The organism is Azospirillum sp. A29 (assembly GCF_042604625.1).
Lineage (GTDB): Bacteria > Pseudomonadota > Alphaproteobacteria > Azospirillales > Azospirillaceae > Azospirillum > Azospirillum palustre.
Genome location: NZ_CP170466.1, coordinates 1,342,501 through 1,368,027, shown reverse-complemented (window position 1 = coordinate 1,368,027; position 25,527 = coordinate 1,342,501). Strand labels below are relative to the sequence as shown.

Genomic DNA, 25,527 nt, shown 5'->3' with positions numbered 1-25,527 from the left:
TTTTGTTATGGACAGACGGAGTATGCGGGCGGGCGCCGGGGTTGTAAACGCCTGCTACCTGCGGTTCGACCTTCGTCGAATACGGACCACTTCGCCCTTGTGCATCAGCGCCAGCATCGGCAGGTCGCTGGGATGGTTGCCATAGCCCCAGGTGGCGGCGACCGGGCCATGGCCGGCGATCCAGCCGGTCACCCGGTCCGCCTTGTCCAGCCGCACGCAGTTGGCGGTGCTGAGCCGCCCGGTCAGCCTGCCGTCCACCACCTCCATGCCGGTCGCCAGCAGATCGTCCACCTCCAGCCCGCGCAGCAGCGCCGGCATGTAGAGGTCGAGCGCGCCGGTGGCGATCACCACGCGGCGGCCTTGGCGGCGATGCTCCTTCAGCACGTCCAGCATCGGCTGGTGCCAGCGCACGCGCGGCACCATGCGTTCGGCCGCGGCCGACGCGTCGGCCAACGGCAGCCCGCGCAACGTGCGCTTCAGGTAGATCGCCTTGACCGATCCCGGAAAGTCGCAGCCCGGCCCGCGGCCGCGAACATGGCGGTGCAGGGCCGAACGGATGGCATCGGCCAGCGCCAGGGCCGCGCGGCGCCGGCCGATCACCTCGCCGACGAACATCGGCAGGCTGTCGCCATGGATCAGCGTCCCGTCGAAGTCGAAGAAGGCGACGCCGGCCGGCCCGGAGACCGGCGACTCCGGCATCGCCCCCAGGAGCGGATCCGGCGTTGCCGCTGACATGGACACTGGCATTGCCGCCGACGGCGGCGTGGGCGGCGCGATGCCGGTCTGAGGCTCCAGGCCATGCGGCGGGGATGACGTCGTTTGCATAACCGCAGTTATCCGGCCGCCACAGGGCGGCGGGCAAGGAGTTTCAGGTCGACATCGCGGAAGACCTGACCCGATGCGGAGGCGGATAGCTTCTCCGAGTCAATGCAGCATGTTCGGGCCGCAGGGCACCTCGAACAGCGGTCCGTCTTCGGAGCCATCGTCGGAGCCGTCATCCTGCCCGGTGCCGTCGTCGGATTCCTCCAGCTGGGCGATCAGGTCGCCTGACGCTTCCTCCAGCCCGGCCTTGACCGCGATCAGCAGGTTGATGATCTCGCCATTGTCCTGCTCCAGGCTGCGGACCCGCTCCTCCAGCCGGTCGATGCGGCGCATCAGCAGATCCGACAGGCGGTCGAGCCGCTCCAGGACGGGGTCGAGGGTGGGGGAGGCAGGCCCGGCCGTGCTCGGCGGGCTCTCTGGCCGGGTGTGGGGGGGCTGGCCCTGGCGGTTATCGGGACGATCATCCATGGTGCGGCCGGTTCCGGTCTGTGAGGTTTGCTCCTCGCTTAACCTTGGCCCGGCGCCCCGCAAGGTCCAGACCGGCACCCGATGCACCCCGCAAGCGATGACCGCCTGACCCACCCGTCATACGGGTGGCGATTCCGGATGGTGGCGACGTCAGCCGCCACCCCTTGTGCGCATCGGAAATGAGTTGCGAATATAGTTAAGACTCAGATTTGTCGGCACGGCGTTTGCGCGGGACGCCGTATAGTTCCAACCGATGGCCGATCAGGTCATAGCCCAATTCGCGGGCTATGCTTTCCTTCAGCCGTTCCATTTCATCGTTGGTAAACTCGATCACTTCACCCGAGTCGACATCGATCAGATGATGGTGATGATCGGTCCTGGTTTCTTCGTAGCGGGCGCGACCGTCGCCGAAATCGAGCCGGTCGATGACGTGCGCCTCCTCGAAGAGCCGCATCGTCCGGTAGACGGTGGCGATGGAAATGCGCGGGTCGATGGCGGATGCACGGCGATGCACCTCCTCCACATCGGGATGGTCCGTCGCCTCCGACAGCACGCGCGAGATCACGCGGCGCTGGTCGGTCATCTTCAATCCCTTCTTCACGCACAGTTCTTCGAGGCGCGAGGGCATGGACATCCCCTGTAATCCTGTCTTCGTTGACGGGCGGCGGTTCGCCCCTCCGGTCTCCCTGACGCCCGGAACGCCAGCGGAACGAGCCGGCAACGGAGGCGGTCGTTCCGTTCGCCCCGGCCAGCCGTTCGCGGCACCCCGAATACCCGACCATCATACTGTGTTTCGGAGACATTCTCAAACACCCACATTCCCACCGGACGGCCGAGCGGAGGGCGCTTTCTTTGCCAAGGGCATAATACTTTCAGACTATTGGGCGATACCGTCATTGAGCGGGGTAGAAACCAATTGCTCATAATCCGCTGCTAGGTTTTCCCCTTGGGCAAGCGCCGTCCGATCCGGGCGGCGCGCCTGCCGGACATCCACCGGGCCCGACAATGCCCGACAGGAGGGAGGGAAGCCGCAGTGACGCCGTTCGATTTCCCGCCTTCCACCTCTTTGTTCACGGCGGAGCCGCATATGGACGAACCCGCCTTCACCGCCGCCGGCTTGGCCGTCCCGGTCGCTCCGCTCTCCTCCTCGCAGGATTGCGCCGCCGCCCTTGCCCGTTTCCAGCGCCAGCCGGAGCTTGCCGCCCTGCCGGTGGTCGACGGCGACGGCCGCGTCGCCGGACTGCTGGAGCGCAGCCGGCTGCTGCCGGACGGCAGCGGAGAGGCGGGCTGCGGCGAGGGGATCGGCACGCGGACGGTCGCCGACCTGATGGATCCGCATCCGCTGCTGATCGACGGCGCGACCCGGCTGGCGGAGATCGGGCGGCGGCTGGCGCGGCTGAAGCCGGCGGCGCTGGTGACCGGCTTCCTGGTGGTGGAGCAGGACCGCTATCTGGGCGTCGGCACGGTCACCGGGCTGATGGCGCGCTCTGCCGAACAGACGGAACTGCGCGCCCGCCAGCTGGACGAGGCGCGCCGGCAGGCCGAGCAGGCGATCCGTGCCAAGACCGCCTTCCTTGCCAACATGAGCCACGAGATCCGCACGCCGCTGACGGCGATGATGGGCTTCGCCGAACTGCTGGAGCAGGAGGTGCTGGGGCCGCACGCCATTCCGCTCTATCGCGAATATGCCCGCGACATCGCCGAAAGCGGCCGGCACCTGATGGAGCTGATCAACGACCTGCTCGACCTGTCGAAGGCCGATGCCGACCGGCTGGAGCTGGTGGACGGGACGGTGGATGTGGTGCGGGTGGCGATCGGCACGGCGCGGCTGCTGGCCGAACGGGCCGCGCGCCATGGCGTCAGCATCGCCACCGCGGTGCCGCTGGATTTGCCGCCGCTGCGGGCGGACGAGCGCAAGCTGCGCCAGATGCTGCTGAACCTGCTGTCCAACGCGGTGAAGTTCACGCCCGCCGACGGAATCGTGACGCTACGCGGCCGCGTGGCGGCGGACGGTGCGCTCTGGCTGTCGGTGTACGACACCGGCATCGGCATGACCGGGGAGGAACTGGCCAAGGCGCTGGAGCCCTGGGGACAGGTGGACAGTGCGCTGGCCCGCAGCCAGGTCGGCACCGGGCTGGGACTGCCCCTGACCAAGCGGCTGATCGAACTGCATGGCGGCCGGCTGGACGTGGTCAGCCGCCGCGACGAGGGCACCACCATCTCGCTGGTCTTCCCGCCCCGGCGGGTGGGGCGGGGGTAAAGTGTGATCGGTTCAAGCGGAATCGCTTGAAGCGTGAATCACACGGAAAACCAAAAGGTTAGAGTCCGTCTGGGGCTTCAATAAGCACCAGACGGACTCTGGAACTGAAAAGCCCTCTTCTCCGGAGAGAAGGGGGCTTTTCTTCAGACTTTCCCGGCGCTGGCGATTCTTACGCCAGCCCCTTCTCCATCGCGCTCGCCAGCCGGCGGGCGAAGGCGGCGGGGTCGGGCAGGGGTTCGCCCTCGACGATGCGGGCCTGGTCGAGCAGCAGCCAGGCCGCATCCTCCAGCGCATCGGTGGCGCCGCTGCCCTTGGCCCGGTCGGCCAGCCGCTTGATCAGGGCGTGCGACGGGTTGATCTCCAGGATGCGCTTGCCGACCTCGCCGTTCAGCTGCTTGTGCTGCTTCAGCAGGCGTTCCAGATGCATGTCCATGTCGTTGTCGTCGGCGACCAGACAGACGGCGCTGTCGGTCAGGCGTTCGGACTTGCGGACATCCTTCACCGCGTCGGACAGGGTCAGCTTCAACAGGGCCAGCAGGTCGGTCAGCTCGCCCTCCGGCGTCTTCTCCTCCGGCTTCTCGGTCTCTTCGCCCTTGATCTTGCCGAGATCGGCGCCGCCGCGGGTCACCGACTTGAACGGCTTGCCGTCATAGACGCCGACCGACGGCATCCAGAACTCGTCCACCGGGTCGGTCAGCAGCAGAACCTCGACGCCCTTGGCCTTGAAGCCTTCCAACTGCGGGCTGCGCAGCAGGGTGTCGATGTCGTCGCCGCTGATGGTGAAGATGGCGTCCTGGCCGTCCTTCATGCGGGCGACATACTGTTCCAGCGACACCAGCTCGTCACCGGCGGTGGTGCGGAAGCGCAGCAGCTTCAGCAGCTCGTCCCGGTGCTCGTAGTCCTCGTAAAGGCCTTCCTTCAGCACCGCGCCGAAGTTTTCCCAGAAGCTGTCGTACTCGGCCGCGTTCTCGCTGTCCTTGGCCTTCTTCGACAGCTCCGACAGGACACGCCTCGTGATGCCGGCCTTGATCTTGGCCAGCATCGGGTTGTGCTGCAGCATCTCGCGGCTGATGTTCAGCGGCAAATCCTCGCTGTCGACCACGCCGCGCAGGAAGCGCAGGTAGGGCGGGATCAACCCTTCGGCCGCGTCGGTGATGAAGACGCGCTTGACGTACAGCTTTACCCGGTGGGCGCGCTTGGGGTCGAACAGGTCGAAGGGCTTGGTCGAGGGCACATAGAGCAGGTTGGTGTATTCCAGCGCCCCTTCGGCCCGCCAGTGCAGGGTCAGCCACGGATCGTCGAAGGCGTGGCCGACATGGTGGTAGAATTCCTTGTACTGGTCGGCGGTGATCTCCGACTTCGACCGGGTCCACAGGGCCGACGCGCTGTTCAGCACCTTGGCGTCGTCACCCTCGCCGAACAGGATCGGGATGGCGATGTGGTCGGAATATTTGCGGACGATGCCGCCGAGACGGGCCTCGTCGAGATACTCGTCGTCGCCCGCGCGCAGATGCAGGACGATCTGCGTGCCGCGCGGCAGGCCGTCGGCCTCGGCAACGGTGAACTCGCCCTTGCCGTCGGACTCCCAGCGCCAGCCGGTGGGCTCGCCGGCCTTGCGGGTCAGGACCGTCACCTTGTCGGCGGCCATGAAGGCGGAATAGAAGCCGACGCCGAACTGGCCGATCAGGTTGACGTCCTTCTTGCCGTCGCCCTTATCCGCACCGTCCAGCGACTTCATGAAGGCGGCGGTGCCGGAGCGGGCGATGGTGCCGAGATTCTCGACCAGATCGTCGCGGTTCATGCCGATGCCGTTGTCGGCGACGGTCAGGGTCCGCGCGTCCTTGTCGACCAGCAGGCGGACCTTGAGGTTCGGATCGTCGGCCGAGAGTTCCGGCTGGGTCAGCGCCGCGTAGCGCAGGCGGTCGCAGGCGTCCGACGCGTTGGAGACCAGTTCGCGCAGGAACACTTCCTTCTCGCTGTAGAGCGAGTGGGCGACGATGTCGAGCAGACGGCTGACCTCGGCTTGAAAACTGAGCCGTTCCTCGGTCATGGGGGCACCTTCGTTGGTTTTTGCACGGGTGGTGGCGTCAAGACGGCGGAGATATGTGAAAGCGTCCCGGCCGTTCAAGAGGCTTGTGCCGTGCAACCGCGGGAGGTGTGCGGCGGGGTGTCGCGGTGGAGGGGGCTAACCTGAGGTCCCGCCTCCTCTCCGTTTCCGCAACGGGATTGACGGCCTTCATTCCATATGCGGCAATTCGCTGTAGAGCTGTTCCGCCAGTCCCTTCCGGTACATGGCGTCGATCTGCTCGACCGACAGGTCCACCAATCCCGCCTGGTCCTTCACCATTTGGCCGGGAGACGGCATGTCGTGCGGCACGGACCAGGCATCCGCTTGCCACAGATGCGAGCGGCGCAACGCCTTGCCGCAATGGAAGAAGGCTTCCCGCACGGACAGGCGGATGGCAGCCTTGGGGGTGCGTCCCTCCTCCCTCAGTCGTTCGAGCAGGGGCGGGGCCGTGGTGACGGTGGCGATGCCGTTGACCCGCAGGAAGATGTCCACCCCCGGCACCAGGAACACCAGTCCGCAGCCGCCGTCGGATGTGAGGATGTTGGTGATCGACGAGAGCTTGTTGTTGCCGGGCCAGTCGGGCAAGGCCAGCGTTTGGCGGTCTTCGGCATGGACGAATCCCGGACGCCCGCCGCGCGGCGAACAATCCATCCCGCTTTCCGCCATAGTGGCGACGAAGACCAGCGGCAATTCGGCGACGAAGCGCAGGCAGTGATCGTCCAGGAAGGGAAAGCTCATCTTCACGATGCGCTCGGACGGCATGTCGTAGAGCTGCCGCAGCGCCTCGACCGTGTGGATGCGGTGGGGATCCATGGGGCGTTCCTCTGCTGGGCCGCGATGCGCGGCGCTTGGTAAACTAACGTTGTTAGATTTCACCTAACGGCGTTAGTTTGTCAATCCCGGCAGGAAGAAGCGGACTTGCGGCCATGCGTGTGCAGCGACAGGACATCATCGACGCCGCGATGACCCTGCTGGATGAAGTGGGGATCGAGGGGCTGACGATGCGGCGTCTCGCCGGGGCGCTGCGGATCCAGGCGCCATCGCTCTATTGGCATTTCGCCGGCAAGCAGGCGCTTCTCGACGCGATGGCGGACGCCCTGCTGGCGGAGATGAGGCTTCCTGCCGACGCCGGACTGCCCTGGGACGCGTGGCTGCGGGAGATGGCGACGGAATTCCGCCGTGCCTTGAAGTCCCGGCGCGACGGGGCGCGCGTCTATGCCGGAACCTTTCCGGTCATGGACAATGTTCTGCATGTCAGCGACCGCGCCATCGCGACCCTGCGCGCTGCCGGCGCCGACGAGCGCACGGCGGCCCATACGCTGTTCACGGTGGGGTATTTCGTGATCGGCTTCACCATCGAGGAACAGGCGACCCTGCCGTCTCCCGGTGGAAACGGCGAGGGAATCGACCTGAAACGGGTGGCGCAACAGCTGACGGCGGAGCAGGAGGCACGCTATCCCCATGCCGCCGCCACGGTGAGGCTGCTGATCGCGGACAATGACGACGACGCCCGCTTCCGGTTCGGTCTGGACCGTCTGATCGACGGGTTGAGGGCTGTCGTCCCTGCTTCCGGATCCAATCCAAAAAAAGCCCCCGATCCCGGTTTGCCGGAATCGGGGGCTTCGCTGGTCTGACGCTTCGGCGTGCCGTCTGCCGGACTTACTTCTTCTTCGGCTTTTCCGCCGGAGCCGGAGCCGGGGCCGGGGCGGGCTCGCTGCCGCCGGCCAGCAGGGCGGTCATGTCGGCGCCGTTCAGCAGGAGCTGGCCGGCCTCCGTGATGTCGATCTTATAAGTGCGGGTGTCGGCGCCGGTGTCGTCCTTGCCGGCCTGCCCCAGGGCCTGCACCATCGCCAGACCGGCGAGCAAATCCTGGGTCTCCTTGTCGGGCTTGGCGCCGGGGGCCGGCTGCATCGCCTTCACCGCGGCGTCGATGCCGCGCAGCAGGACGGTGGCGCCGCCGGTGACGCCGAAGGCGGCCTGGGTTGCGACCTTGACCGCGCCGGTGGCGGTGCCGGCCGTCGCCGGGGTGTCGAGGTTCAGCACGTCGATGCGCAGCTCGGTCCCGGCTTCGCCCATCGCGGCCATCGCCTGCTGCATGACCACGTCCGCCGAGGGCGACGCGGGCGCGGCCGCCTTGGCCTTGGCGCCCTTCTTCGCCGGCGGAGCCTCTTCGGCCTCGGCTGACTTGGCCAGCTCGGTGAAGGCCTTCCACAGGGCGCTGTTCGGCAGCTTGGCGACCGACAGCTTCATTTCGAAGGCGCGCGGGGTGAAGGCCACCGGGGCCGGCGACGGCGTCATGGTGAAGTCGCGCGCCTCGATGCCCATGCTGACGGTGGACATCGCTTGGTCGAGATCGGTCAGGCCGCTGCGGAAGGCGAGATGGCCGAGAGCCACCGCGGTGCCATCCTCCGGATTGACAAGGACAGGTTGGACAGGCGCATCGCGCCGCTGATGCCGCCGAACATGCCCTGCAGCTTGGGCAGCAGTTCGGAGCTGGTCGGCGCCACGCCCTTGGCGGCGGTTTGTTCGGACAGCTTCTGCAGCGCGCTGACCTTGGTCAGGTCGACGCGGCTGTAGGTCGCCTCGGTGGTGACGCCGCCGATTTTCATCAGCTCCTTGTTCTTGTCGTCCTGCACCGACAGGCCGCCGAAGGCGAAGGCGGCCGGGCCGCTCCACAGGGTGGCGCCGCCGGTCCCGGTCTCCGGCTTCGGATCCTGCACCATGGTCATGGTGGCGATGGACACCTTGCCCTTGCCGCCGGCGGCGGTGACCGCCAGATCGTTGAAGGCACCGTCGACCGTCAGCAGGGTTTCCAGCGCACCCGACCAGGTGCTGGTGAAGGACTGCTTGCCGATGGTGATGGTGGCGGCATCGACATATTCGTCGTTGTCGTCGAGGTTCTGCACCTTCATGGCGCTGGGCAGCGTGATCGACACGCCGTACTGGCTGTCGTCCTTCGGTGTCACCGCCAGCAGGATGGTGCCGATGTCGAACAGGGTGCCTTCCGCATCCTCGGCCGACAGGCGCGGCAGCGCGACGTCGTAATGGTCGCCGGCCGGCTTGACCGTCGGTTCGCCCTCCCATTCGAAGCCGATGCCCTCGCCATCCTCGGCGGGTGGCGGGAACCAGCGCGGCAAATCCTTCTTCAGCGACGCGGCGAGCGCCTTGGCGCCGGCATCGTCGACGGCCGGGGCGGCCTGGGCAGGCGACCAGCCGGCCACCAGAGCCAGCATGCCGCCGGCGATCAGGGCGGGCCTGAGGGAACGGACCGGCAGGGCCGGAACGGGCGAAAGACGGCGGAGACGCATCGAGCAACTACTCCCAACTACGATTTAGGAGCACGTTAAGCTTGATACGCTCGGCCGGTCCATGCCCCTCTTGGGCGAAATCCAAACAGGATATTAAAAATCCAGGTCGGCATAGTGCTTGGGCGGCGGGCAGCCGGTGATGTTGTCGGCCAGCAGCGCGCGGAAGCTGGGGCGCGACTTGATCCGGGCGTACCAGTCCTTGGCCTCCGGGCTGCGGTCCCACGGCACGTTGTCGATATAGTCGAGGCAGGACAGCTGCACCGCGGCGGCGATGTCCGCCAGGGTGAAGGACGACCCGGCCAGCCACGGCCGGCGTTCCGACAGGAAGGCGATGTAGTCGAGATGGTAGGTGACGTTGGCCAGCCCGGCGCGAATCGCCGGCGCGAAGGGGTGGCCCTGGCCGGACAGCCGCTTGATCAGCTTTTCGCCGACGAGGTTTTCCGCCACCTCGCGTTCGAACTTGTGGAGGAACCAGTCGGCGACCCGCCGCACCTCGGCCCGTGCCGCGATCTCGCGCGGCAGCAGGGGGGTGTCGGGATAGGCCTCCTCCAGATATTCGATGACGGCGAGGCCGCCGGCGACGACCGTCCCGTCCTCCTCCACCAGCACCGGAACCTCGGCGGCCGGGTTCAGCTTCAGGAAGTCGGTCCGCCGTTCCCACGGCCTTTCGACCACGGGTTCGAAGGGCAGGCCCTTCTCGGCGAGCATCACGCGCGCGGTGCGCGACAGGGCGTGGATCGGGTGGTGGTACAGGGTTCGCATGGCGGCGGGACTTTACCGCAACGCCGCAAACGAAAACAGCCCGCGCATCCGAGCCAAATCGTCTCGTTGGAGGAAGTTTCGCGGGGCAAGCGGGAGGACGGGGGGAGCGGCCATCTACCCCGCCCGCGACAGGCGGTAGAGCACCAGCGCGTCGGGCTGATTCGACGCTTCGCCGACCGGCGTCCAGCCGTTGCGTTCGTAGAAGGCGCGGGCGTCGGCGTTGCGGGCGGCGCAGGCCAGCTCGGCCGGCCGGGCACCGCCCTGCAACAGGTGCAGCGCCTCGCGCAGCAGGGCCGATCCGATGCCGCGCTTGCGCCAGGCGGGGTCGATGAACAGGTTATGGATGATGCCGGCCTTGGGATCGAGCGAGACGAAGCCGACCACCGTCCCGCCCGTCTCGGCCACCAGCACCGAATCCCCGCGGACGCAGTCGTAGTAATCGTCCAGCCCGAACCGGTCGGCGGGCTGCCAGGAGAAGGCCTGGCGGCGGCCGTGCAGGAAGATCTCGGCACAGCGGGCGGCGTCGGCGTCGCGGGCGGAACGGATCGCGATGCGCACCCCTTCGCCGGCCGGCATGCCCGTCTCCTTCCGTCCGTTGCGCCCGATCGCGAGGATCGACCGGATGCCGCTCAGACTATTCCACCGGCGGGGCGTGCGGAAACGGTCCTTTCGTCCTGTCCGGCCGGCGGGCGATCGACGCGGCGGCTTGTCCTCGGTGCTTTTCCCGGAGGTGTTCTTTTCGGCAGGTGGGGCGCCGTTCGCCGCCCCGTTCGCCGCTTTGTCCCCGGCAGTGGGGGGAATGTCGGTCGCGTTGGATGGGGAACGGGCCGGTTCGTTGGCGGCGCTGCCGAGCAGGCCGGCCTCGCGGTAAAAGCGCTCAGCCCCCGGATGCAGGGGAACCGAGACGTTGGCGACCGCGCGGGCGGGATCGAAATTGCGGCCCTGCGGATGCCCATCGGCCAGGACGCGGCGGGTGTTCTCGTGCCACAGCGCGCGGACGACACCGTAGATCAGGTCGGGATCGCGGTCGGCGCGGGTCAGCAGCTCCGCCCCCAGGCTCAGCGTTGGGGTGGTGGCGCTGCCGGGATAGGCGTTGGCCGGGATTTCCTGCTCGATGTAGAAGCGCTGGCTGCGCAGCAGCCGGTCGGCCGGTTCGCCGTCCAGCGGCACCAGACGGATCGGCACCCGCGCCGCCACGTCGCTGACCGCCGCCACCGGATAGCCGCCGACCATGAAGAAGCCGTCCAGCTCGCCCTTCGCCAGCCGGTCGGCCGCGGTGCCTGGCTTCAGGTAGAGCGGGGTGATCGTGCTTTCCGACAGGCCGTAGGCGTCCAGGATCAGCCGCGCCTCCACCAGCGTGCCGGAGCCTTCCTCGCCGAGCGAGATGCTGCGGCCCTTCAGGTCGGCCATACGGTCGATGAAGCCGTCGGAGCGGACGACGATCTGGATCGCCTCGGCATAGAGCATGCCGAGCGAGCGCAGTTCGGTGAAGGGGCGCTTGCCGGTGAAGCTGCCGATGCCGCTGTAGGCCCAATAGGCGACGTCGGCCTGGGCGAAGCCGGCCTCCACCGTGCCGGCGCGCAGCATCTCGACATTGTCGACCGATCCGTTGCTGGCCTGAGCCACCACGATCAGGCCGGGGATGCCGCAGCTTCCGCCCTTGTCGCAGGGGCGCGAGCCCGGAGGGTTGGAGATGGCGTTGGCGATCAGTCCGCCGATCGGGAAATAGGTGCCGGAGGTGGTGCCGGTGCCGATGCGGAAATAGCGGAGATCCTGTGCGGCGGCCCGCCCGCCCAGAAATCCGGTGCTCAGCAGTCCGGTGCCAAGCAGCGGGGCCAGGGCCACCCCTCCCATCAGCCCGCCCAGCAGATGGCGGCGGGTCAGAACGGGTCGAGTCGGGGGAGCCGCATCGGAATGCGGCCCAGGTCCCGGAGAGCGGAGCCCCGGCGGGGGTGGGCAGGCTTTGGCGGCTGCGCGGGGCACCGGATCGTTCCGTTCGTCTGGCCCGTGCGTCCCGAGCGGGAGGGGCGGGGAGGGGAAGGTCGTGCCTTCAAAGATTTCCGCGCAACCCGGTCATTTCAAGGCGTATCCGGTCAAATCACGCCGACGAGGTCGAGAACGCCGGCGACTGCTACCGCACCGCCACACAGACGCACGGCGCGGTCCGACTCGGCCTGCGTCACCGCGATCGACAGACCCAGCCCGCCGCAGGCGACCAGCATCAACCCTGACGCGAAACCGGCCCAATAGAGCGGCGGTCCCTGATGCGCATGACCGTGGAACACCGCGGCGACCGCGGCAACCAGCACCGCCACCACCGCCGGGGCGCGCACCCCCAGCGCGACCAGCGACCCGACGACCACCAGCGAGGCGGCCAACCCCGGCCCGGCATAGGGCAGCCGCACGCCCATCTGGGCGGCGAAGCCCGCCGCCAGCGCGGCGGTCACGGCGGCGGCCGGCACCTGCCACACCGCGGTGCCGCCGGACTGTCCGGCCCACATGCCGATGCCGAGGATGCCCAGCAGATGCTGCAACACCCACACCGGCGTGGTCAGCCCGTTGCCGAAGGCCCCCGTCACCGTCGTCATGCGCCCGCATCCCCCGTCCGTTCAGCTCCAGCTGCCGGTATGGCGGCTGAGCGGGGGCGGGGTCAAGCCGTCAGGACCGGCGCCGACACCGCCGCCGACGGGGGAGGCGGGGTTGCCGCTACCGCGCCAGCGGGTCGCCGAACTGGCGCAGGTCGTTCTCCCGCCGCATCAGGTCGCGCTGACCCAGCGGGTCGAGCCGGCCCATGGCGTCGTCGGTCCGCATGCGGTCGACCTCCGGCCGGATCAGGTCGCGTTTGAAGGCATCGGTGGCGCTCTGGGACGAGGGCGGGGGCGGCACCGGGATCGGGCGCGGCGGCTGGGGCAGGGCGGCCGGGTCGGGCGGCGGCGACGAACTGCCGCGGCGGCGTTTGGGCGGCGGCTGGTCGGTGCCGTCCGGGTCGCGGCGGATTTGCCGGTCGTCGCTCTGGCTGTCGCTGGTTTGGCGGGACCGGGCCGCGGTGGCGGGCTTCGAGTCGGTCCGCGACTGCTCCGCCTGAATCTGGCTCCAGGTTCGTCGCTCGCCCCCGCCGGGAACGACCGTCTGGTTGTAGACGGGCGGAAAGGCCTGGGCGCGGCCGGGCGTGTCGTCGCGCAGGTCCGACGGCGCGCAGGCGCCAGCCGCCAGCAGGAGAAGGAGCGGAGCCAGACGGCTGACGACCGGATGGCGGGCGAAAGACGGGGGATGTGGGGTCATGTACGGAATGTCGGCACTACCGAGCGTTTCGGCAAGATGAACCCAAGGAGAGACTCCCCATGCGGCCAAGTCAGCGCTAGAATGTTCTTTGTTTGTTCTTGGCGATCGAGGGGAGAGGGATTGGCCCGCGGAGCAGAGAGAACCAAGCGCCGCATCCTCGCCCTGTGGCTGCCGCGCCTGCCGACCGACGCGCGGGAACGGCTCATGCCGCCGGAGTTGCGCGCACGCCCCTTCGTCCTGCTGCGGACGGAGCGCCAGCGGCGGGCGGTGGTCGCGGTCAACCGGGCGGCGGCAATGCTGGGGATCGCTCCCGGCCACACCCTCAGCGATGCCCGTGCGCTGGAACCGATGCTGGAGGCGGCGGAGGCGACGCCGGAGGCCCATTCGGCCCTGCTCGGCCGCATTGCCGACTGGGCGCGGCGTTACAGCCCCTGGACTGCGGCGGACGGGCCGGACGGGGTGGTGATCGACCTCACCGGCTGCGCCCATCTCTTTGGGGGCGAGCCGGCGCTGGCCGCCGACCTGACCGGCCGGCTGCGCGCCGCCGGCTTCGCCGCCCGCGCCGCCATCGCCGGCACCCCGGCCGCCGCCTGGGGGCTGGTGCGGTTCGGCAGTCCGGAGGAGAGGCGGCGCGAGTCGTTGGATGGCCTGCCGCTCGCTGCCCTGCGGTTGCCGGCGGAGACGGTGGAGGGGCTGCATGCGCTGGGCCTGCGCCGGATCGGCGACCTGCATGCCATGCCGCGGGCGGGGCTGGCGGCGCGGTTCGGAGCCGGGTTGATGCAACGGTACGATCAGGCATTCGGCCGGCTGGACGAGCCGATCTCCCCGCGCCGGCCGGTGCCGGACCATCGCGAGCGCCTGACCTTCGCCGAACCGATCGCCACGCCCGAATCGATTGCCGGGGCGCTGCGCCATCTGCTGGGGAAGCTGTGCAAGGGGCTGGAGGCGGCAGGGCAGGGGGCGCGCCGGCTGCGGCTGGATGCCCACCGCACCGACCAGCGGGTGGACGACGAACCGCAGAGCCTGACGCTCGGCACCAGCCGCCCGGCGCGCGACCCGGCGGCGCTCGCCCGGCTGTTCGCCCCGCTGCTGGAGCGGATCGAACTTGGGTCGGGGCCGGGGCTGGAAACCCTGGTGCTGTCGGCGACCGAGACGGGACCGCTGTCCGCCGTCCAGACCGCAATCGACGGAGGGGAGGCCGGGGACCAGGGGAATGACGACCAGCTGGCCGAACTGGTCGACCGGCTGACGCTGCGGCTGGGGGACGGGCGGTGCTGCGGCTGGTGCCGCGGGAAAGCTGGCTGCCGGAGCGCTGCGTGGCGCCGCATCCGCCGATGGAGCGCCTGCCGGCGCCGAAGCCCTGGCCCGCCGGGCAACCGCGCCCCCTGCGCCTGCTGACCCCGCCCGAGCCGGTTGAGGCCACCGCCCCGCTGCCCGACGACCCGCCGCTGCTGTTCGTCTGGCGCGGCGTGCCCCACCGTGTGCGTCGGGCCGAGGGGCCGGAGCGCATCGAATGCGAATGGTGGCGTGGGCAAGGGTCGCTGGGGCCGGCGGTGCGCGACTATTACCGGGTCGAGGATGACGGCGGCCGGCGGTTCTGGCTGTTCCGCGCCGGCCTGTACCGCCCTGACGAGACCCCGCGCTGGTTCCTGCACGGGTTTTTGGCGTGAGGTGTCGGGTCGCCGCCCGCTTACCCCGCCCGGTCGAGCTGTTTCAGGAAGGCGATGTAGCGGTTGATGTCCTCCATGCGGCGGGCATGGTCGTTCATGTCGGACAGGCGGCCTTCGATGGCCTTCTGGGCGCCCTCCACCTCATCGATCACCGCATGGATGTCGGTCTGCAACTCCTGCGAGGCAGTCGCGGCCTCGTCCATGCGGGCGCTGGTGTCGTCGAGCTGGCCGCCGACGGAGCGGACGGAGGTCACCACCTGGTCGATGGCGCGGCGGGTATCGGCCAGCGTCTGCTTGGTGTCGTTGGCCAGCTTGCGCACCTCCGCCGCCACCACGGCGAAGCCCTTCCCCGCCTCCCCCGCGCGGGCGGCCTCGATGGTGGCGTTGAGTGCCAGCAGGTTGGTCTGGCTGGCGATGCCGTCGATCACCGCCAGCACCTTCTCGATGCTCTTCACCACGGTGGACAGCTGGTTGAATTCGCGGACCAGCGCCTCCTTGCGGTCGGCGTGGCCGTCGAACAGGGTGGCGTGGCGGTTCAGCGTCGCCTCGATCGCCGACATCGAGCCGCCGATGCGCGCGGCATAGCTGGCGGTCTCCTGCACGCCGCCGGTCAGCGTCACCAGCGCGTCGAGATAGCTGTGCATCCGTTCGATCACGCTGTTGCGGATGCGGCTCAGCAGCTCCAGCCGGTTGTAGCGGGTGGCGATGAAATAGCTCTGGAACCGGGCGTAATGCACCGGGAAGCGGTCGACCATGTCGTCGGAGAAGGCGGCGCCGGGCGGCACCTCGAAGAACATCAGCGCCGACAGGGTCTGGTTGATGTTGATGCCCAGCAGCTCGCCGAAGGTGGAGAAGCCGGCGGCGGCCAGCCCGTCGAAGGCATGGACCCGCGACAGCTGGTCGGGGTTGTTCAGCCGGCGCAGGATGCAGTCGTTCAGGATGGCGCCGACCGGCCGCGGCTTGTTGCGCAGATAGGCCGAGAGGTCGTCCTCCGTTTGGCGGACGAAATCGGTCGCCTCCACCAGGCACAGCGAGTCGCCGGGATTGACGTCACAGTAGAAGGCGACTTCCCCCTTTTCGAAATCGAAGCCGGAGATGGAGCGGACGAACAGCTCTCCCTCCATTTCGATGGCGAAGGTGTTCTTCGCCAGCTTGCCCGGCAGTTCCTGCGGCTTGCAGCGCAGGGATTTGGCGAGCGCGTCGATGAAGCCGACGACCTCGAAGCCGTCGCGGTCGATCACGCTGCGCACGATGCGGCGCATCGGGTCGGCGTCGACCACGGCGAAGCGGGTCTGGGTCGGCCGGAAATTCTGCGACTTGAAGATGCCGTAGCGGATGCCGGGCGCCATCTTCAGGAAGATCGTCACCGCCGCGTTCTCCAGCACGCGCTGGCCGTCGAACAGATGGGTGTTGCGGAAATCGAGCTTACCGCCGGCCGAGCCGCCGATGAACAGGCAGGGGAAATGGCCGGAGCGGTAGACCGCCTCCATGAACCAGCTTTCGCTGGCCGACAGGCCATCGATGAAGGTCAGCGCCACCGTGTCGTGGCTGTCGATGGGGAAGGGGACGCGGATGCGGTCGAGCTCGCCGCGGATCGCCTCCACCCGTGCCGGCACGTCGCGGGTCGGGCGGCCGCCGCGCAGGTCGTCGCAATGCAGCGGGACCGACTGGATGCTGATCCCGGCGAACAGGCGCGGGCTGAAGGATTGCAGCACCACGCTGTCCCAGCGGTCGCCGGCCTTGCGGTAGAGCGGCTGGCCCTCGGCCGCGCACAGCTCGCCCGCGGTGGAGACCAGCACCAGCTGGGTCGCCGCCGGCAGGGCGGAGCGGACCGCCCGCGCGGTGGCGGCGAAATCGACATGCGGCGACACGAAGCCGACGACCAGCGCCGGTGCCCCGTCGGCGAAATTCAGCCCGTCCAGCGCCGCGGCGCCGATCTGCCCCGCCGGCAGGCACAGGCTGCGGATCGGCTGTTCCGCCGGTCCGGCGGCGTGCGCTGCCGGTTCGGACCTGCCAGCAGGAGTGCCGACGGGGGTGCCGGGGACGGGGGAGGTCGGGGAGTCCGAGCGGAAGAAAGACAGCATGCTGGCGAATCCTCGGTTGTCTTTGTTGTTCATCCGCGCACCGGCGGCGCCCGTTTTCTGCTGTGAGTGCCCGGGTATGGCTCATTTTGCCGACAATTTAGCTGCCGATTGGTAGCGTTTCCTGTCGGGGGGACTCCGTATCCGGCTGCGGCCTGTCGCCGCATCCATCGGCAAGTTGGGGGCAGGTTTGGGCGGTGGACCGAAGCGGCAAGACATGGCGGCGGTCGATTCCGCTTGTGGGGCCAGCGGAACATTGGCATAAGGCAATCCAGAGGCCTGGGGTGCCGCGCGGTGGTCGCGCGGCTGAGACACACCCATCGAACCTGTCTGGGTAATGCCAGCGAAGGGAGCCGCCGCATGATCCATGCGCCAGAATTTCATCCATATTCCGTTTCCGCGCCGGGACTCCGTCCTTCCGTTGCCGTTATCGGCGCCGGATGCATCGGCCTCGCCATCGCCTGGAGGCTGGCGTCGGCCGGCTGCCGTGTCGATGTCTTCGAGCGGGGAGAGGCTGGGCGCGGCGCCACCCATGCCGCCGGCGGGATGCTGGCCGCCTGTGTCGAAACCGAGCCGGGCGAGGATGGGCTGCTGCCGCTGACCCGCGCGTCGCAGGCCCTGTGGCCGGACTTCGCCCGCGATCTCGAAGCGGCGAGCGGCATGGCCGTCGACCTGCGCAGCGAAGGCACCATGGTCATCGCGCTGACCGCCGACGATGCCGCGAAGGTCCGCTTCCTGCACGGTTTCCAGCGCGATCTGGGGTTGCCGGTGGAGTGGCTGGGCGGGTCCGAGGTGCGGCGGCGCGAACCCTTCCTGCAACCGGGTGTCGCCGGTGCCCTGTTCTGTGCCGGCGACCATCAGGTCGACAACCGCAAGGTCGCGGCCGCCCTGCGCCGCGCCGCCGAAGTCGCCGGCGCCCATCTGCACGAGCGGTGCGGCGAGGTGGCGCTGGCGGTGGAGGGCGGGTACGCCGTGGGTGTGCGGGTGGCTGAAACGCTGCACCGGGCCGACCGGGTGGTGCTGGCCGCCGGGGCGTGGTCGGCCGGGGTGCCCGGACTGCCGGCCGCCGCCCGGCCGCCGGTGCGTCCGGTGAAGGGGCAGATGGTCTGCCTGCGAATGGACCCCCGTCTGCCGCTGCTGCGCCATGTGGTGTGGACGCCCGGCACCTACCTGATCCCGCGGCTGGACGGCCGGCTGCTGATCGGTGCCACGACGGAAGAGCGCGGCTTCGACGACCGCCTGACCGCCGGCGGCCAGTTCGCCCTGCTGGAAGGAGCGTGGCGGGCGCTGCCGGGAATTGCCGAACTGCCTATCGAGGAAGCCTGGGCGGGTTTCCGTCCCGGCAGCCGCGACGATGCGCCGGTCCTGGGCGAGAGCGGCATTCCCGGCCTGATCCACGCCACCGGCCACCACCGCAACGGCATCCTGCTGACCCCGGTGACCGCCGACGGCATCGCCCGGCTGGTGCTGACCGGCGAGACCGACCCGCTGCTCCGCCCCTTCGCCGCCGACCGCTTCGTTGCCGCGGGAGCTGCCGCATGAGCGCCGTTTCACGTGAAGCCATCCGCGTCAACGGCTGCGAAGAGCCGCTGTCCGCCGCCTCCGTCGCCGAGTTCCTGGCCGGGCGCGGCATCGCCGCCGGAACGCTCGGCGTCGCGGTCGCTCTGAACGGCGCCGTGGTCCCCCGCCGCCGCTGGCCCGAGACCCCGCTCCAGCCCGGCGACAGCCTGGAAATCGTCCGTCCCATCCAGGGCGGCTGACCCTGAATTTCCCTCTCCCGTGACCAGTCCGGGAAGGATCCCCTCTCCCCCTGGGGAGAGGGTTAGGGTGAGGGGGATGCACTGCGTGACTATGCCGAAAATCCACGCCGCGCGTCCCCCTCACCCCGACCCTCTCCCCAGGGGGAGAGGGGGAATTCCCCAGGCCGGTCGTGGGAGAGGGCCTTTGCAAAAGGCTTCCCCATGTCCCCAACCGACACCCTCACCATCGCCGGGCGCAACCTCGGCTCGCGGCTGTTCCTCGGCACCGCCGGCTATCCGAACCAGCAGGTGATGCTCGACGCGCTGGCGGCCAGCGGCAGCGAACTGGTCACGCTGGCGATCCGCCGCATCAGCCTGGACGGCTATTCGGAAAGCCTCGTCGACGTGCTGGCCCGCGCCACCGCGGGACGGGCGGCCGGGCCGGTCGGGCTGCTGCCCAACACCGCCGGCTGCATGACCGCCAAGGAGGCCGTGTTGACCGCCCAGCTGTCGCGCGAGGCGCTGGACACGCCCTGGATCAAGCTGGAGGTCATCGGCGACCGGGAACTGCTCTATCCCGATGTGGAGGAACTGCTGCGCGCGACGGAGGAACTGGTGAATGACGGCTTCGTCGTGCTGCCCTATTGCAACGACGATCCGGTGACCTGCCGCAAGCTGGCCGACCTGGGGGCCGCGGCGGTGATGCCGCTGGGGGCCTTCATCGGGTCGGGCATGGGCATCCGCAACCCGCACGCCATCGAGACGATCTGCGCCCGCAGCCCGGTGCCGGTGGTGCTGGATGCCGGCATCGGCACCGCCTCCGATGCAGCGCTGGCGATGGAGCTTGGCTGTGCCGCCGTTCTGCTGAACACCGCGGTGTCGAAGGCGCGCGACCCGGTGCGGATGGCGGCGGCGATGCGCGATGCAGTCAATGCCGGCCGAGCCGCCCATCTGGCCGGCCGCATGCCGATGCGCGCCTATGCCGAACCGTCCAGCCCGCAGATGGGCCTGATCGGCGGCTGAGGGCGGCCGACTGCGGGGCAGCCGGGGACGGCCGGGGTGGGCAAGGTGACGCGCACTCCGTTCGGCCGCTTGATCCGGCGGGGCGGCTGACGCAGGCTGTGGCGCACCGCCTCCTTTGGCGCCCCCCTTGGCACCCCTCTGCCGGAGACCCTTCCCGTGCCCGCCTCCTTCGAACCCCGCACTCCCGACTGGAAGGCGCGCTGTTTCGCGTCCTTCGAACAGCAGCCGATCTGCAAGACGCTCGGCATCGAACTGGCGGCGATGGAGCCGGGCTTCTGCGAGATGCGCTTGCCCTTCCGTGCCGACCTGACGCAGCAGCACGGCTTCTTCCATGCCGGCATGGTCAGCACGCTGGCCGACAATGCCGGCGGCTATGCGGCGCTGAGCCTGATGCCGGCCGGGGCGGAAGTGCTGGCGGTGGAGTTCAAGATCAACCTGATGTCGCCGGCCAAGGGCGACGTCATGATCGCCCGCGCCCGCGTGGTGAAGCCGGGCCGCACCCTGGTCATCACCCAGGTCGAGGTGTCGATGCTGGACGGCGGTGTCGAGAAGGACTGCGCCCTGATGCAGCAGACCACCTTCTGCGTGATGCCGAAATGACGTTTCAACCGGTTCGAAAGGGCTTTTCCATGCTGTCTGCCCGTCTGTTGTCCGTGCCTGCCGCCCTGCTGCTGGCCGGCGGCATTGCCGTTCTGGCCGCCGCCCCGGCCGAGGCCAAGGACCCGCCCTCCTGCGCCGCCATCTCCTTCCGCTCGCTGCCCAGCGGCGCGCCGGACGGCGAACAGGATGCCGGCCTCTACAAGTCGCGCTTCGGCAAGATCGAGGTGAAGGCCGACGTCAAGGGCGGGCAGGCCACCACCTATTACATGGTGCTGAACGGCAAGAAGGTGGACGGCCCGGCCAACCCGCCGAAGATGTCGGAAGCCTGCCTGAAGTCCAAGCACGTCAAGGTCCCGGTCACCAAGCAGACCCAGGGCACCTGCACCGGCACCCGCTTCCGCGTCGTCGTCGACCGGTCCAGCGGCAAGCCGGTCGCCGCCTTCTTCGGCCTGCAGGGCGAGGATTGGGCCTATTGCAGCGCGACGACGCTGTAAGGACGGAAGCCTGAAGGGGGGCGGAAGGAACCCGCCCCCCATCTCCTCAGATCGCCAAAGCCTTCACCCGCTCCCGCAGGGTCTGCCGTGCCGCTTCCGCTTCGGTGCGGGCGGTGGTCAGGTCGCGGGCCAGGCTGTCCAGCCGGTTTTCCGCCTCTGCCATCTTCGCCAGCGTGCGCTTGTGCAGGTCGCTGCCGGCCGGCAGGGCCTTCAGGTTCTCGCGCAGCCGGTCCTGGTCGGCGATTCGCTCGGTCCGCTCGCGCTCCAGTTCGGCGATGCGGCGCTCCTTCTCGGCGACGGCGGACCGCAGGCCGGCCAGAATGGTCAGCGCCTGACGCACCTCCGTTGGCAGTTCGGGGGCGGAGGCGCGGGCGGCGATCTGGTCGGCGCTCAGATCGGTCAGCACGATCCGTTCCTGCCGCGGCCGTTCCAGCGTCGCGGTCAGCGTGACCGTCTTACCGGCCGGCACCGCCAGTGGCAGACGGTAGGCGCCGGCCGTCGCCTCCGGCTTGCCGTCCGCCGGCTCGGCAAGATCCCAGCCGGGGCGGCGCGGATGCTCGATCACCACGCTGCGGTCGGCGTCCGGGGCGCCCGCCACCGTGTAGGTGGTGCTCTGCCGGTCGGTGACCGACAGGGTCAGCACGCCGTCTGCAAGGGCGGCGCGGGACAGCCGGCGGCTCGGCTTCTCCTCGCGGTCGATTGTCACCGCCTGATCGACGGCGAAGGAGAGCAGACGGCTGTCGCCCGCCGGCAGGGTCGCCATGCGCGCGTCGCCGACATAGGCGCTGGTCTCCGCCTCGGAACCGCCAGTGCGGTCGTAGAAGGTCAGCAGCCCCGGCGGCAGGGCGGTATCGCCGTCATTGCGCAGCCGCAGCGACGCCAGCGGGTGGCGGGCGTCGGTGCCCGGCTGGTAGAGCGCCACCCGCTCCACCGGCAGGCTGCGGACGGCGATCGGCATCATCAACGTCCTGCCGTTCGGCACGCTGACCGGTTGCGGGTAGTGGAACAGCACCTGGGCGCCTTCCGCAGCACCGGCATCGGCACTGCGCACCGCGGCCATCGCCGGAGTCCCGGCGGCGCTGCCGTAGGGCGCCACCTTCGCCAGCGGTTCGCCCATCGGCGCGGGGGCCATGGCCGGTGCGGGGGGCGGAGGAGCGGCCATCGTCGCGGCGGGCGGTACCGCGGCGCGCGAGGCTTCTGACTGCGGCCGCATCGCCGGATGGGCATCGTTCAGCGTCACCGTGCCCTCGTCCGCCGTGGGCAGCACCCGGCCCAGCACCTCCACCGGCACCTCGGGCCGTTCGACGAAGTAGGGGGTGTAGAGCGCTTGGCGCAGGGTGACCGGATTGCCGGACACCACCGTCAGATCGACGCCCTTCCAATCCTCGCCGGAGAGATTCTCCAGCACCGCCCAGCCCTGCAGCGCGCCGCTGCCCGCTTTCGCCGCCCCGGTTTGCAACTGCCCGCTCTGCGTCATGCTGAGCCGGTAGGTCGCCTTCCACAGCGGCATCTCCGCGACATAGCCGACCCGGACCCGCCGCTCGCCGGCGGCTTGCCCATCCTGCGGCGCCCGGCTGTGCACGGTCAGCTGCCGCCGCTCGCGCCGGGCATTCTCCGCCACCGCCGACAGCGCCCGGTCGATCTGGGCCTGCACCGCCGGATCGGTGAAGCGCAGGGCATCGGCCTCCTCCAGCACCAGCTGGCGCAGTCCGTCGGCGGTCATCAGCGTCACCCGGTGGCGCGTGGCGGTGGCGCCGTCGCCGCCCGGCAGCCGCACCGTCTCCTCCGTCACCGACATCAGCCGGCCGGTCAACTGGCGGGAGCCGCCGGACGTCACCTCCGCCCCGCGCATCGCGTTCAGCAGAGCGGCGGGCGAAGTGAGGTCGCCCGCCGAGAAGGGCAGTTCGCGGAAGGCGGTGTCCAGTGGTTCGGCGCCGGGCAAGCCGATGGTGCCGATGCCGCCCTTGTCGTCATAGACGACGATGCTTTTCAGCACGTCGTCGACCTGATCGCGCCGGACCTCCAGCGACAGGTCGGCATCGCCGCTGACCGTCGCCTCATATTCGAAATAGCCGACGCCGCCGGTGGACAGCAGAACCCGCGTCAGCGCCAGTTGCCCGCCGGTTGGTCCGTCCGCCGCGGCCCAGGCGGCCGGGGCCGCCATCAGCAGGGCGGTGGAGGCGAGAAGGATGGCACGGGTCATGATTGTCTCTCCGGTTCTGTTGCTCCCAACCGTCGGCATAAGCGCGAATTCGGGCGGGATTAGGGAGAACGTTACCGGAGGAAGGAGATATGGCCGGCAGGGTGGGGCCCGTGCGTCAGGGCGCCGCCGTCAGCCAGCGTTCCATCATCGTGCGCCACAGCGGCGCGCCGTTATGGGCCGTGACCTGTGCCACGTTCGGCGCGCAACCCGGATTGCAGCCCTGATGGTGGCTGCAACGCTCCGCCACCGGACGGCGGTTGCCGTCGGCGGGCAGGCGCCTCGCGGTCCTGGAGTGGGCTGGGGAGTGGGCCGGGGCGTGCGATGCGGTGCGCTGGTGCGGCATCGGCAGTGCCGGGGCGGTGCAGCCGGACATGATCTTGGTCTAGTCCCAGTCTTTCGGGGGCCAGTCGTTCGGTCCGGCCGTCAGCCCGGCCGCCCGACCGAGCGCGCCGAGTCGAGATGGCGCCTCGCCTCGCCCAGCAGCAGCCGGTGCTGCGCCAGCGTTTCGCGGATCGGGCCATGCTGCCCATAGACCCGCACCTCGTTCAGCAGGCGGTCGGCGCGGTCGAGCAGGGCCAGACGCTCCAGGCAATGATCGATGTTCGACATGGCGGCGCATTCCCCATCACGGCATTGGTCCGGCGCCCCTTGCCGGGCAACCGTCCCCTGTTCGATGGTCTGGATTTAAACCGCAACGTGTTTCTGGTTAATGTCTGCGCAAGGGTATTTTTATGTCGCTGGAGCGGCAGGGGGTTTCAACCAACTCATGCGGTGGGCGAAAGAGCCGCGGCTGTTACGGGGTTGTAACGCATTGCGTGGCGCTCGCGCGTGAGATAAGAAGGTTTGGGGAGGTAACAGGCATGCATATTCTCGCGGTCGACGACGACGAGCCGATTCGGGAGCTTTTGGCCTCATATCTGGCAGGAGAGGGGTACCGGGTCACGACGGCGCAGGATACCGCATCGGCCCGGCAGGCCCTGGATGGCGAACCTGTCGATCTCGTGGTCTGTGACCTGCGTCTGCCCGACGGTGACGGTCTGGGGCTTGTCCGCCAGATCCGCACCGAATCGCAGATCCCCGTCATCATCCTGTCCTCCAAGGACCAGGATGTCGACCGCATCGTCGGGCTGGAACTGGGTGCCGACGATTACCTGACCAAGCCCTTCAACCCGCGCGAACTGCTGGCCCGCATCAAGGCGGTGCTGCGCCGCGTCTCCAACGACGCCCGCCCGGCGCGCAGCCCGGAAGAACTGCGCGCCGTCGTGCAGTTCGCCAATTGGGAACTCGACCTCACCGCCCAGCGTCTGCGCGGGCAGGAGGGGCGCGAGGTGGAACTGACCAAGGCGGAGTTCGGCCTGCTCGCCGCCTTCGTCAAGCGGCCGCAGCGGGTGCTGACCCGCGACCAGCTGCTCGACCTCACGCGGGTCGACGGGGCGGAGGTGTTCGACCGCTCCATCGACGTGCTGATCCTGCGCCTGCGCCGCAAGATCGAGGCGAACCCGAAGGAACCCCGCATCATCAAGACCGAGCGTGGTGCCGGCTACGTCTTCGACGCCAAGGTCCGCACCGTCTGACGGGTCCGCGGTGCCCGTCCGGCCTCCCCCCAGCTGCCCCGGACGCCCCCTGGACGCCTTCCCACACCCGCGTTAGCCTTTCCTGAAAACCTGCCGGAGAGGAAACGCGCGTGTCTGATCCCATCGATTTCTATTTCGACTTCGGCTCGCCCTACGGTTACTTCGCCAGCCTGCGCATCGACGAGCTGGCGGCGAAGCATGGCCGCACCGTCATCTGGCACCCGGTTCTGCTCGGCGCCATCTTCAAGGTGACGGGCATGAAGCCTAACCTTGAGCAGCCCCTGCGCGGCGAGTATCTGACCCAGGATGTCGGGCGCATCGCCCGCCTGACCGGCGCGCCCTTCACCTTCCCCGATTCGGCCCCGGCCAATGGCGTCGCCGCTTCGCGCGCCTTTTACTGGCTGGCCGACGAGCATCCGGAACAGGCCAAGCTGCTGGCCCGCGCGATCTATCACGCCCATTTCGGCGAGGGGCAGGACATCGGCCCCGCCGACACGGTGGCGGAGATCGCGGCGAAGACGCTGGGCAGCCTCGGCATTGACCGCGCTGCGGTGACCGCCGCCATCCAGGACCCGGCGGTCAAGGACCCGGCGGTCAAGGACCGGCTGCGCAGCGAGGTCGACGATGCGGTGGAACGCGGCGTCTTCGGCTCGCCCTTCTTCATCGTCGATGGCGAACCCTTCTGGGGCTGGGACCGGCTCGACATGGTCGACCGCTGGCTCGCCACCGGCGGCTGGTAAGGGCATCTGTAAAGCTGGGCCTCCGGATCGTCTCCGGGGGCGGAAAGTGCTGACGGTCGGGGCCGGCAAACCGCTATAACCATGGGCTAAGACTTTCGGTTGGGCGCCGGCCGCGGTGCCTGCTCTCGTTTCGGTTTACCGCCCCATGGATCAGATCGTTCCCGACCGCCGTCCCCGGACCTCCAGCCCGCCCCCGGCAGTGCCGCCCGGCGGTTCGCATGGCAATCATGGAGGTGGGCACGGGGGTGGGCATGGGGGCCGGGGGGCGTCGAAGTCCTGGCTGGGCGGGGCGCTGCTGACGGCTCTGCTGCTCGGCCTGATCGCCCTGTCGATCCGGTCGGTGTCGGGCGACCTGACCTTCGTGCTGCTGGGGTCGGTCGGGCTGGTGGTCGGCGCCTTCCACTACCTGTTTCCGGGCAGCCAGTTCTTCACC

27 protein-coding genes and 1 riboswitch (1 of these 28 only partly in view) are annotated in these 25,527 nt (G+C 69.2%); of the genes, 12 read left to right on the top strand and 15 right to left on the bottom strand.

Annotation, left to right across the window (positions count from 1 at the left end):
- Nucleotides 1–54: 54 nt before the first annotated feature.
- The 3 genes from ABNQ38_RS21350 to ABNQ38_RS21340 form a co-directional block, all read right to left on the bottom strand.
- Nucleotides 55–699, bottom strand: coding sequence for an HAD family hydrolase (locus ABNQ38_RS21350; protein ID WP_377810072.1), 645 nt, complete (start codon nucleotides 697–699; stop codon nucleotides 55–57).
- Between the two features lie 225 nt (nucleotides 700–924).
- The gene (locus ABNQ38_RS21345) at nucleotides 925–1,290 is read right to left on the bottom strand and encodes a hypothetical protein (RefSeq protein ID WP_377810071.1); all 366 of its coding nucleotides are present in this window, start codon (nucleotides 1,288–1,290) and stop codon (nucleotides 925–927) included.
- 196 nt (nucleotides 1,291–1,486) lie between these two features.
- Nucleotides 1,487–1,918 carry a Fur family transcriptional regulator gene (locus ABNQ38_RS21340; RefSeq protein ID WP_042701979.1) on the bottom strand — a complete coding sequence of 144 codons (432 nt, stop codon included), beginning with the start codon at nucleotides 1,916–1,918 and terminating at the stop codon, nucleotides 1,487–1,489.
- Nucleotides 1,919–2,377: 459 nt separating this feature from the next.
- Between ABNQ38_RS21340 and ABNQ38_RS21335 the strand changes: the two genes are divergently transcribed.
- Nucleotides 2,378–3,550 carry an ATP-binding protein gene (locus ABNQ38_RS21335; protein ID WP_377810070.1) on the top strand — a complete coding sequence of 391 codons (1,173 nt, stop codon included), beginning with the start codon at nucleotides 2,378–2,380 and terminating at the stop codon, nucleotides 3,548–3,550.
- Nucleotides 3,551–3,719: 169 nt separating this feature from the next.
- On the opposite strand, the gene htpG is transcribed toward ABNQ38_RS21335, so the two are convergent.
- Both htpG and ABNQ38_RS21325 read right to left on the bottom strand, forming a co-directional pair.
- Nucleotides 3,720–5,600, bottom strand: coding sequence for a molecular chaperone HtpG (gene htpG / locus ABNQ38_RS21330; RefSeq protein ID WP_377810069.1), 1,881 nt, complete (start codon nucleotides 5,598–5,600; stop codon nucleotides 3,720–3,722).
- A 186-nt stretch (nucleotides 5,601–5,786) separates the two neighbouring features.
- Nucleotides 5,787–6,431 (bottom strand): MSMEG_1061 family FMN-dependent PPOX-type flavoprotein, encoded by a 645-nt coding sequence (locus ABNQ38_RS21325; protein WP_377810068.1) that lies wholly within the window; start codon nucleotides 6,429–6,431, stop codon nucleotides 5,787–5,789.
- Between the two features lie 113 nt (nucleotides 6,432–6,544).
- Between ABNQ38_RS21325 and ABNQ38_RS21320 the strand changes: the two genes are divergently transcribed.
- Nucleotides 6,545–7,252 carry a TetR/AcrR family transcriptional regulator C-terminal domain-containing protein gene (locus tag ABNQ38_RS21320; protein WP_377810067.1) on the top strand — a complete coding sequence of 236 codons (708 nt, stop codon included), beginning with the start codon at nucleotides 6,545–6,547 and terminating at the stop codon, nucleotides 7,250–7,252.
- A gap of 25 nt (nucleotides 7,253–7,277) precedes the next feature.
- On the opposite strand, the gene ABNQ38_RS21315 is transcribed toward ABNQ38_RS21320, so the two are convergent.
- The 6 genes from ABNQ38_RS21315 to ABNQ38_RS21290 form a co-directional block, all read right to left on the bottom strand.
- Entirely contained in the window at nucleotides 7,278–8,012 is a 735-nt protein-coding gene (locus ABNQ38_RS21315) for a hypothetical protein (RefSeq protein ID WP_377810066.1), read from the bottom strand.
- On the bottom strand, nucleotides 7,976–8,926 hold the full coding sequence (locus tag ABNQ38_RS21310; protein WP_377810065.1) for a hypothetical protein: 951 nt from the start codon (nucleotides 8,924–8,926) through the stop codon (nucleotides 7,976–7,978). Before ABNQ38_RS21310 ends, ABNQ38_RS21315 begins: the two co-directional genes overlap by 37 nt.
- Nucleotides 8,927–9,019: 93 nt before the next feature.
- Nucleotides 9,020–9,688: a glutathione S-transferase family protein gene (locus tag ABNQ38_RS21305; protein ID WP_109449542.1), complete on the bottom strand. Its 669-nt coding sequence runs from the start codon at nucleotides 9,686–9,688 to the stop codon at nucleotides 9,020–9,022.
- Nucleotides 9,689–9,802: 114 nt separating this feature from the next.
- A complete protein-coding gene (locus ABNQ38_RS21300) occupies nucleotides 9,803–11,542 on the bottom strand; it encodes a TAXI family TRAP transporter solute-binding subunit (RefSeq protein WP_377810064.1) in 1,740 nt (579 codons plus the stop codon).
- Nucleotides 11,543–11,781: 239 nt separating this feature from the next.
- Complete coding sequence (locus tag ABNQ38_RS21295; RefSeq protein ID WP_377810063.1) at nucleotides 11,782–12,276, bottom strand: HupE/UreJ family protein; 495 nt, start codon at nucleotides 12,274–12,276, stop codon at nucleotides 11,782–11,784.
- A gap of 118 nt (nucleotides 12,277–12,394) precedes the next feature.
- Complete coding sequence (locus tag ABNQ38_RS21290; protein ID WP_377810062.1) at nucleotides 12,395–12,970, bottom strand: hypothetical protein; 576 nt, start codon at nucleotides 12,968–12,970, stop codon at nucleotides 12,395–12,397.
- Between the two features lie 120 nt (nucleotides 12,971–13,090).
- Between ABNQ38_RS21290 and ABNQ38_RS21285 the strand changes: the two genes are divergently transcribed.
- Entirely contained in the window at nucleotides 13,091–14,368 is a 1,278-nt protein-coding gene (locus ABNQ38_RS21285; RefSeq protein ID WP_377810061.1) for a Y-family DNA polymerase, read from the top strand.
- Complete coding sequence (locus ABNQ38_RS21280; protein ID WP_377810060.1) at nucleotides 14,287–14,640, top strand: DUF6504 family protein; 354 nt, start codon at nucleotides 14,287–14,289, stop codon at nucleotides 14,638–14,640. The genes ABNQ38_RS21285 and ABNQ38_RS21280 overlap by 82 nt, the downstream gene beginning before the upstream one ends.
- Nucleotides 14,641–14,660: 20 nt before the next feature.
- Here the strand turns inward: ABNQ38_RS21280 and ABNQ38_RS21275 are convergent, their stop codons facing one another.
- A complete protein-coding gene (locus tag ABNQ38_RS21275) occupies nucleotides 14,661–16,724 on the bottom strand; it encodes a methyl-accepting chemotaxis protein (RefSeq protein WP_377810059.1) in 2,064 nt (687 codons plus the stop codon).
- Nucleotides 16,725–16,991: 267 nt separating this feature from the next.
- A riboswitch (TPP riboswitch) is annotated at nucleotides 16,992–17,090 on the top strand.
- On the opposite strand from ABNQ38_RS21275, the gene thiO reads away from it, so the two are divergent.
- From thiO to ABNQ38_RS21250, 5 genes are all read left to right on the top strand, one after another.
- Nucleotides 17,082–18,263, top strand: a complete 1,182-nt coding sequence (gene thiO / locus ABNQ38_RS21270; protein ID WP_377810058.1) for a glycine oxidase ThiO — start codon at nucleotides 17,082–17,084, stop codon at nucleotides 18,261–18,263. It overlaps the preceding riboswitch by 9 nt.
- Nucleotides 18,260–18,481 carry a sulfur carrier protein ThiS gene (gene thiS, locus ABNQ38_RS21265; RefSeq protein WP_377810057.1) on the top strand — a complete coding sequence of 74 codons (222 nt, stop codon included), beginning with the start codon at nucleotides 18,260–18,262 and terminating at the stop codon, nucleotides 18,479–18,481. The genes thiO and thiS overlap by 4 nt, the downstream gene beginning before the upstream one ends.
- A gap of 201 nt (nucleotides 18,482–18,682) precedes the next feature.
- Nucleotides 18,683–19,483, top strand: coding sequence for a thiazole synthase (locus ABNQ38_RS21260; protein ID WP_377810056.1), 801 nt, complete (start codon nucleotides 18,683–18,685; stop codon nucleotides 19,481–19,483).
- A 156-nt stretch (nucleotides 19,484–19,639) separates the two neighbouring features.
- Nucleotides 19,640–20,083, top strand: a complete 444-nt coding sequence (locus tag ABNQ38_RS21255; protein WP_377810055.1) for a PaaI family thioesterase — start codon at nucleotides 19,640–19,642, stop codon at nucleotides 20,081–20,083.
- 29 nt (nucleotides 20,084–20,112) lie between these two features.
- Nucleotides 20,113–20,577: a hypothetical protein gene (locus tag ABNQ38_RS21250; protein ID WP_377810054.1), complete on the top strand. Its 465-nt coding sequence runs from the start codon at nucleotides 20,113–20,115 to the stop codon at nucleotides 20,575–20,577.
- A gap of 46 nt (nucleotides 20,578–20,623) precedes the next feature.
- Here ABNQ38_RS21250 and ABNQ38_RS21245 read toward each other — a convergent pair whose 3' ends face one another.
- The 3 genes from ABNQ38_RS21245 to ABNQ38_RS21235 all read right to left on the bottom strand — a co-directional run bounded on the left by ABNQ38_RS21245 (nucleotide 20,624) and on the right by ABNQ38_RS21235 (nucleotide 23,389).
- Nucleotides 20,624–22,780, bottom strand: a complete 2,157-nt coding sequence (locus ABNQ38_RS21245) for a hypothetical protein (RefSeq protein ID WP_377810053.1) — start codon at nucleotides 22,778–22,780, stop codon at nucleotides 20,624–20,626.
- Between the two features lie 115 nt (nucleotides 22,781–22,895).
- A complete protein-coding gene (locus ABNQ38_RS21240) occupies nucleotides 22,896–23,153 on the bottom strand; it encodes a hypothetical protein (protein ID WP_377810052.1) in 258 nt (85 codons plus the stop codon).
- A gap of 50 nt (nucleotides 23,154–23,203) precedes the next feature.
- The gene (locus ABNQ38_RS21235) at nucleotides 23,204–23,389 is read right to left on the bottom strand and encodes a hypothetical protein (protein ID WP_109052013.1); all 186 of its coding nucleotides are present in this window, start codon (nucleotides 23,387–23,389) and stop codon (nucleotides 23,204–23,206) included.
- A 251-nt stretch (nucleotides 23,390–23,640) separates the two neighbouring features.
- Here ABNQ38_RS21235 and ABNQ38_RS21230 point away from each other — a divergent pair, with 251 nt between their 5' ends.
- The 3 genes from ABNQ38_RS21230 to ABNQ38_RS21220 form a co-directional block, all read left to right on the top strand.
- A complete protein-coding gene (locus ABNQ38_RS21230; protein WP_042696260.1) occupies nucleotides 23,641–24,354 on the top strand; it encodes a response regulator in 714 nt (237 codons plus the stop codon).
- A gap of 110 nt (nucleotides 24,355–24,464) precedes the next feature.
- Nucleotides 24,465–25,094 (top strand): 2-hydroxychromene-2-carboxylate isomerase, encoded by a 630-nt coding sequence (locus ABNQ38_RS21225; protein ID WP_377810051.1) that lies wholly within the window; start codon nucleotides 24,465–24,467, stop codon nucleotides 25,092–25,094.
- Between the two features lie 145 nt (nucleotides 25,095–25,239).
- Nucleotides 25,240–25,527, top strand: the 5' portion of a protein-coding gene (locus ABNQ38_RS21220) for a potassium channel family protein (protein WP_377810050.1). The gene runs 750 nt beyond the window's last position; 288 of the gene's 1,038 nt are visible here — the first part of the coding sequence; its start codon is at nucleotides 25,240–25,242; the stop codon falls past the right edge of the window.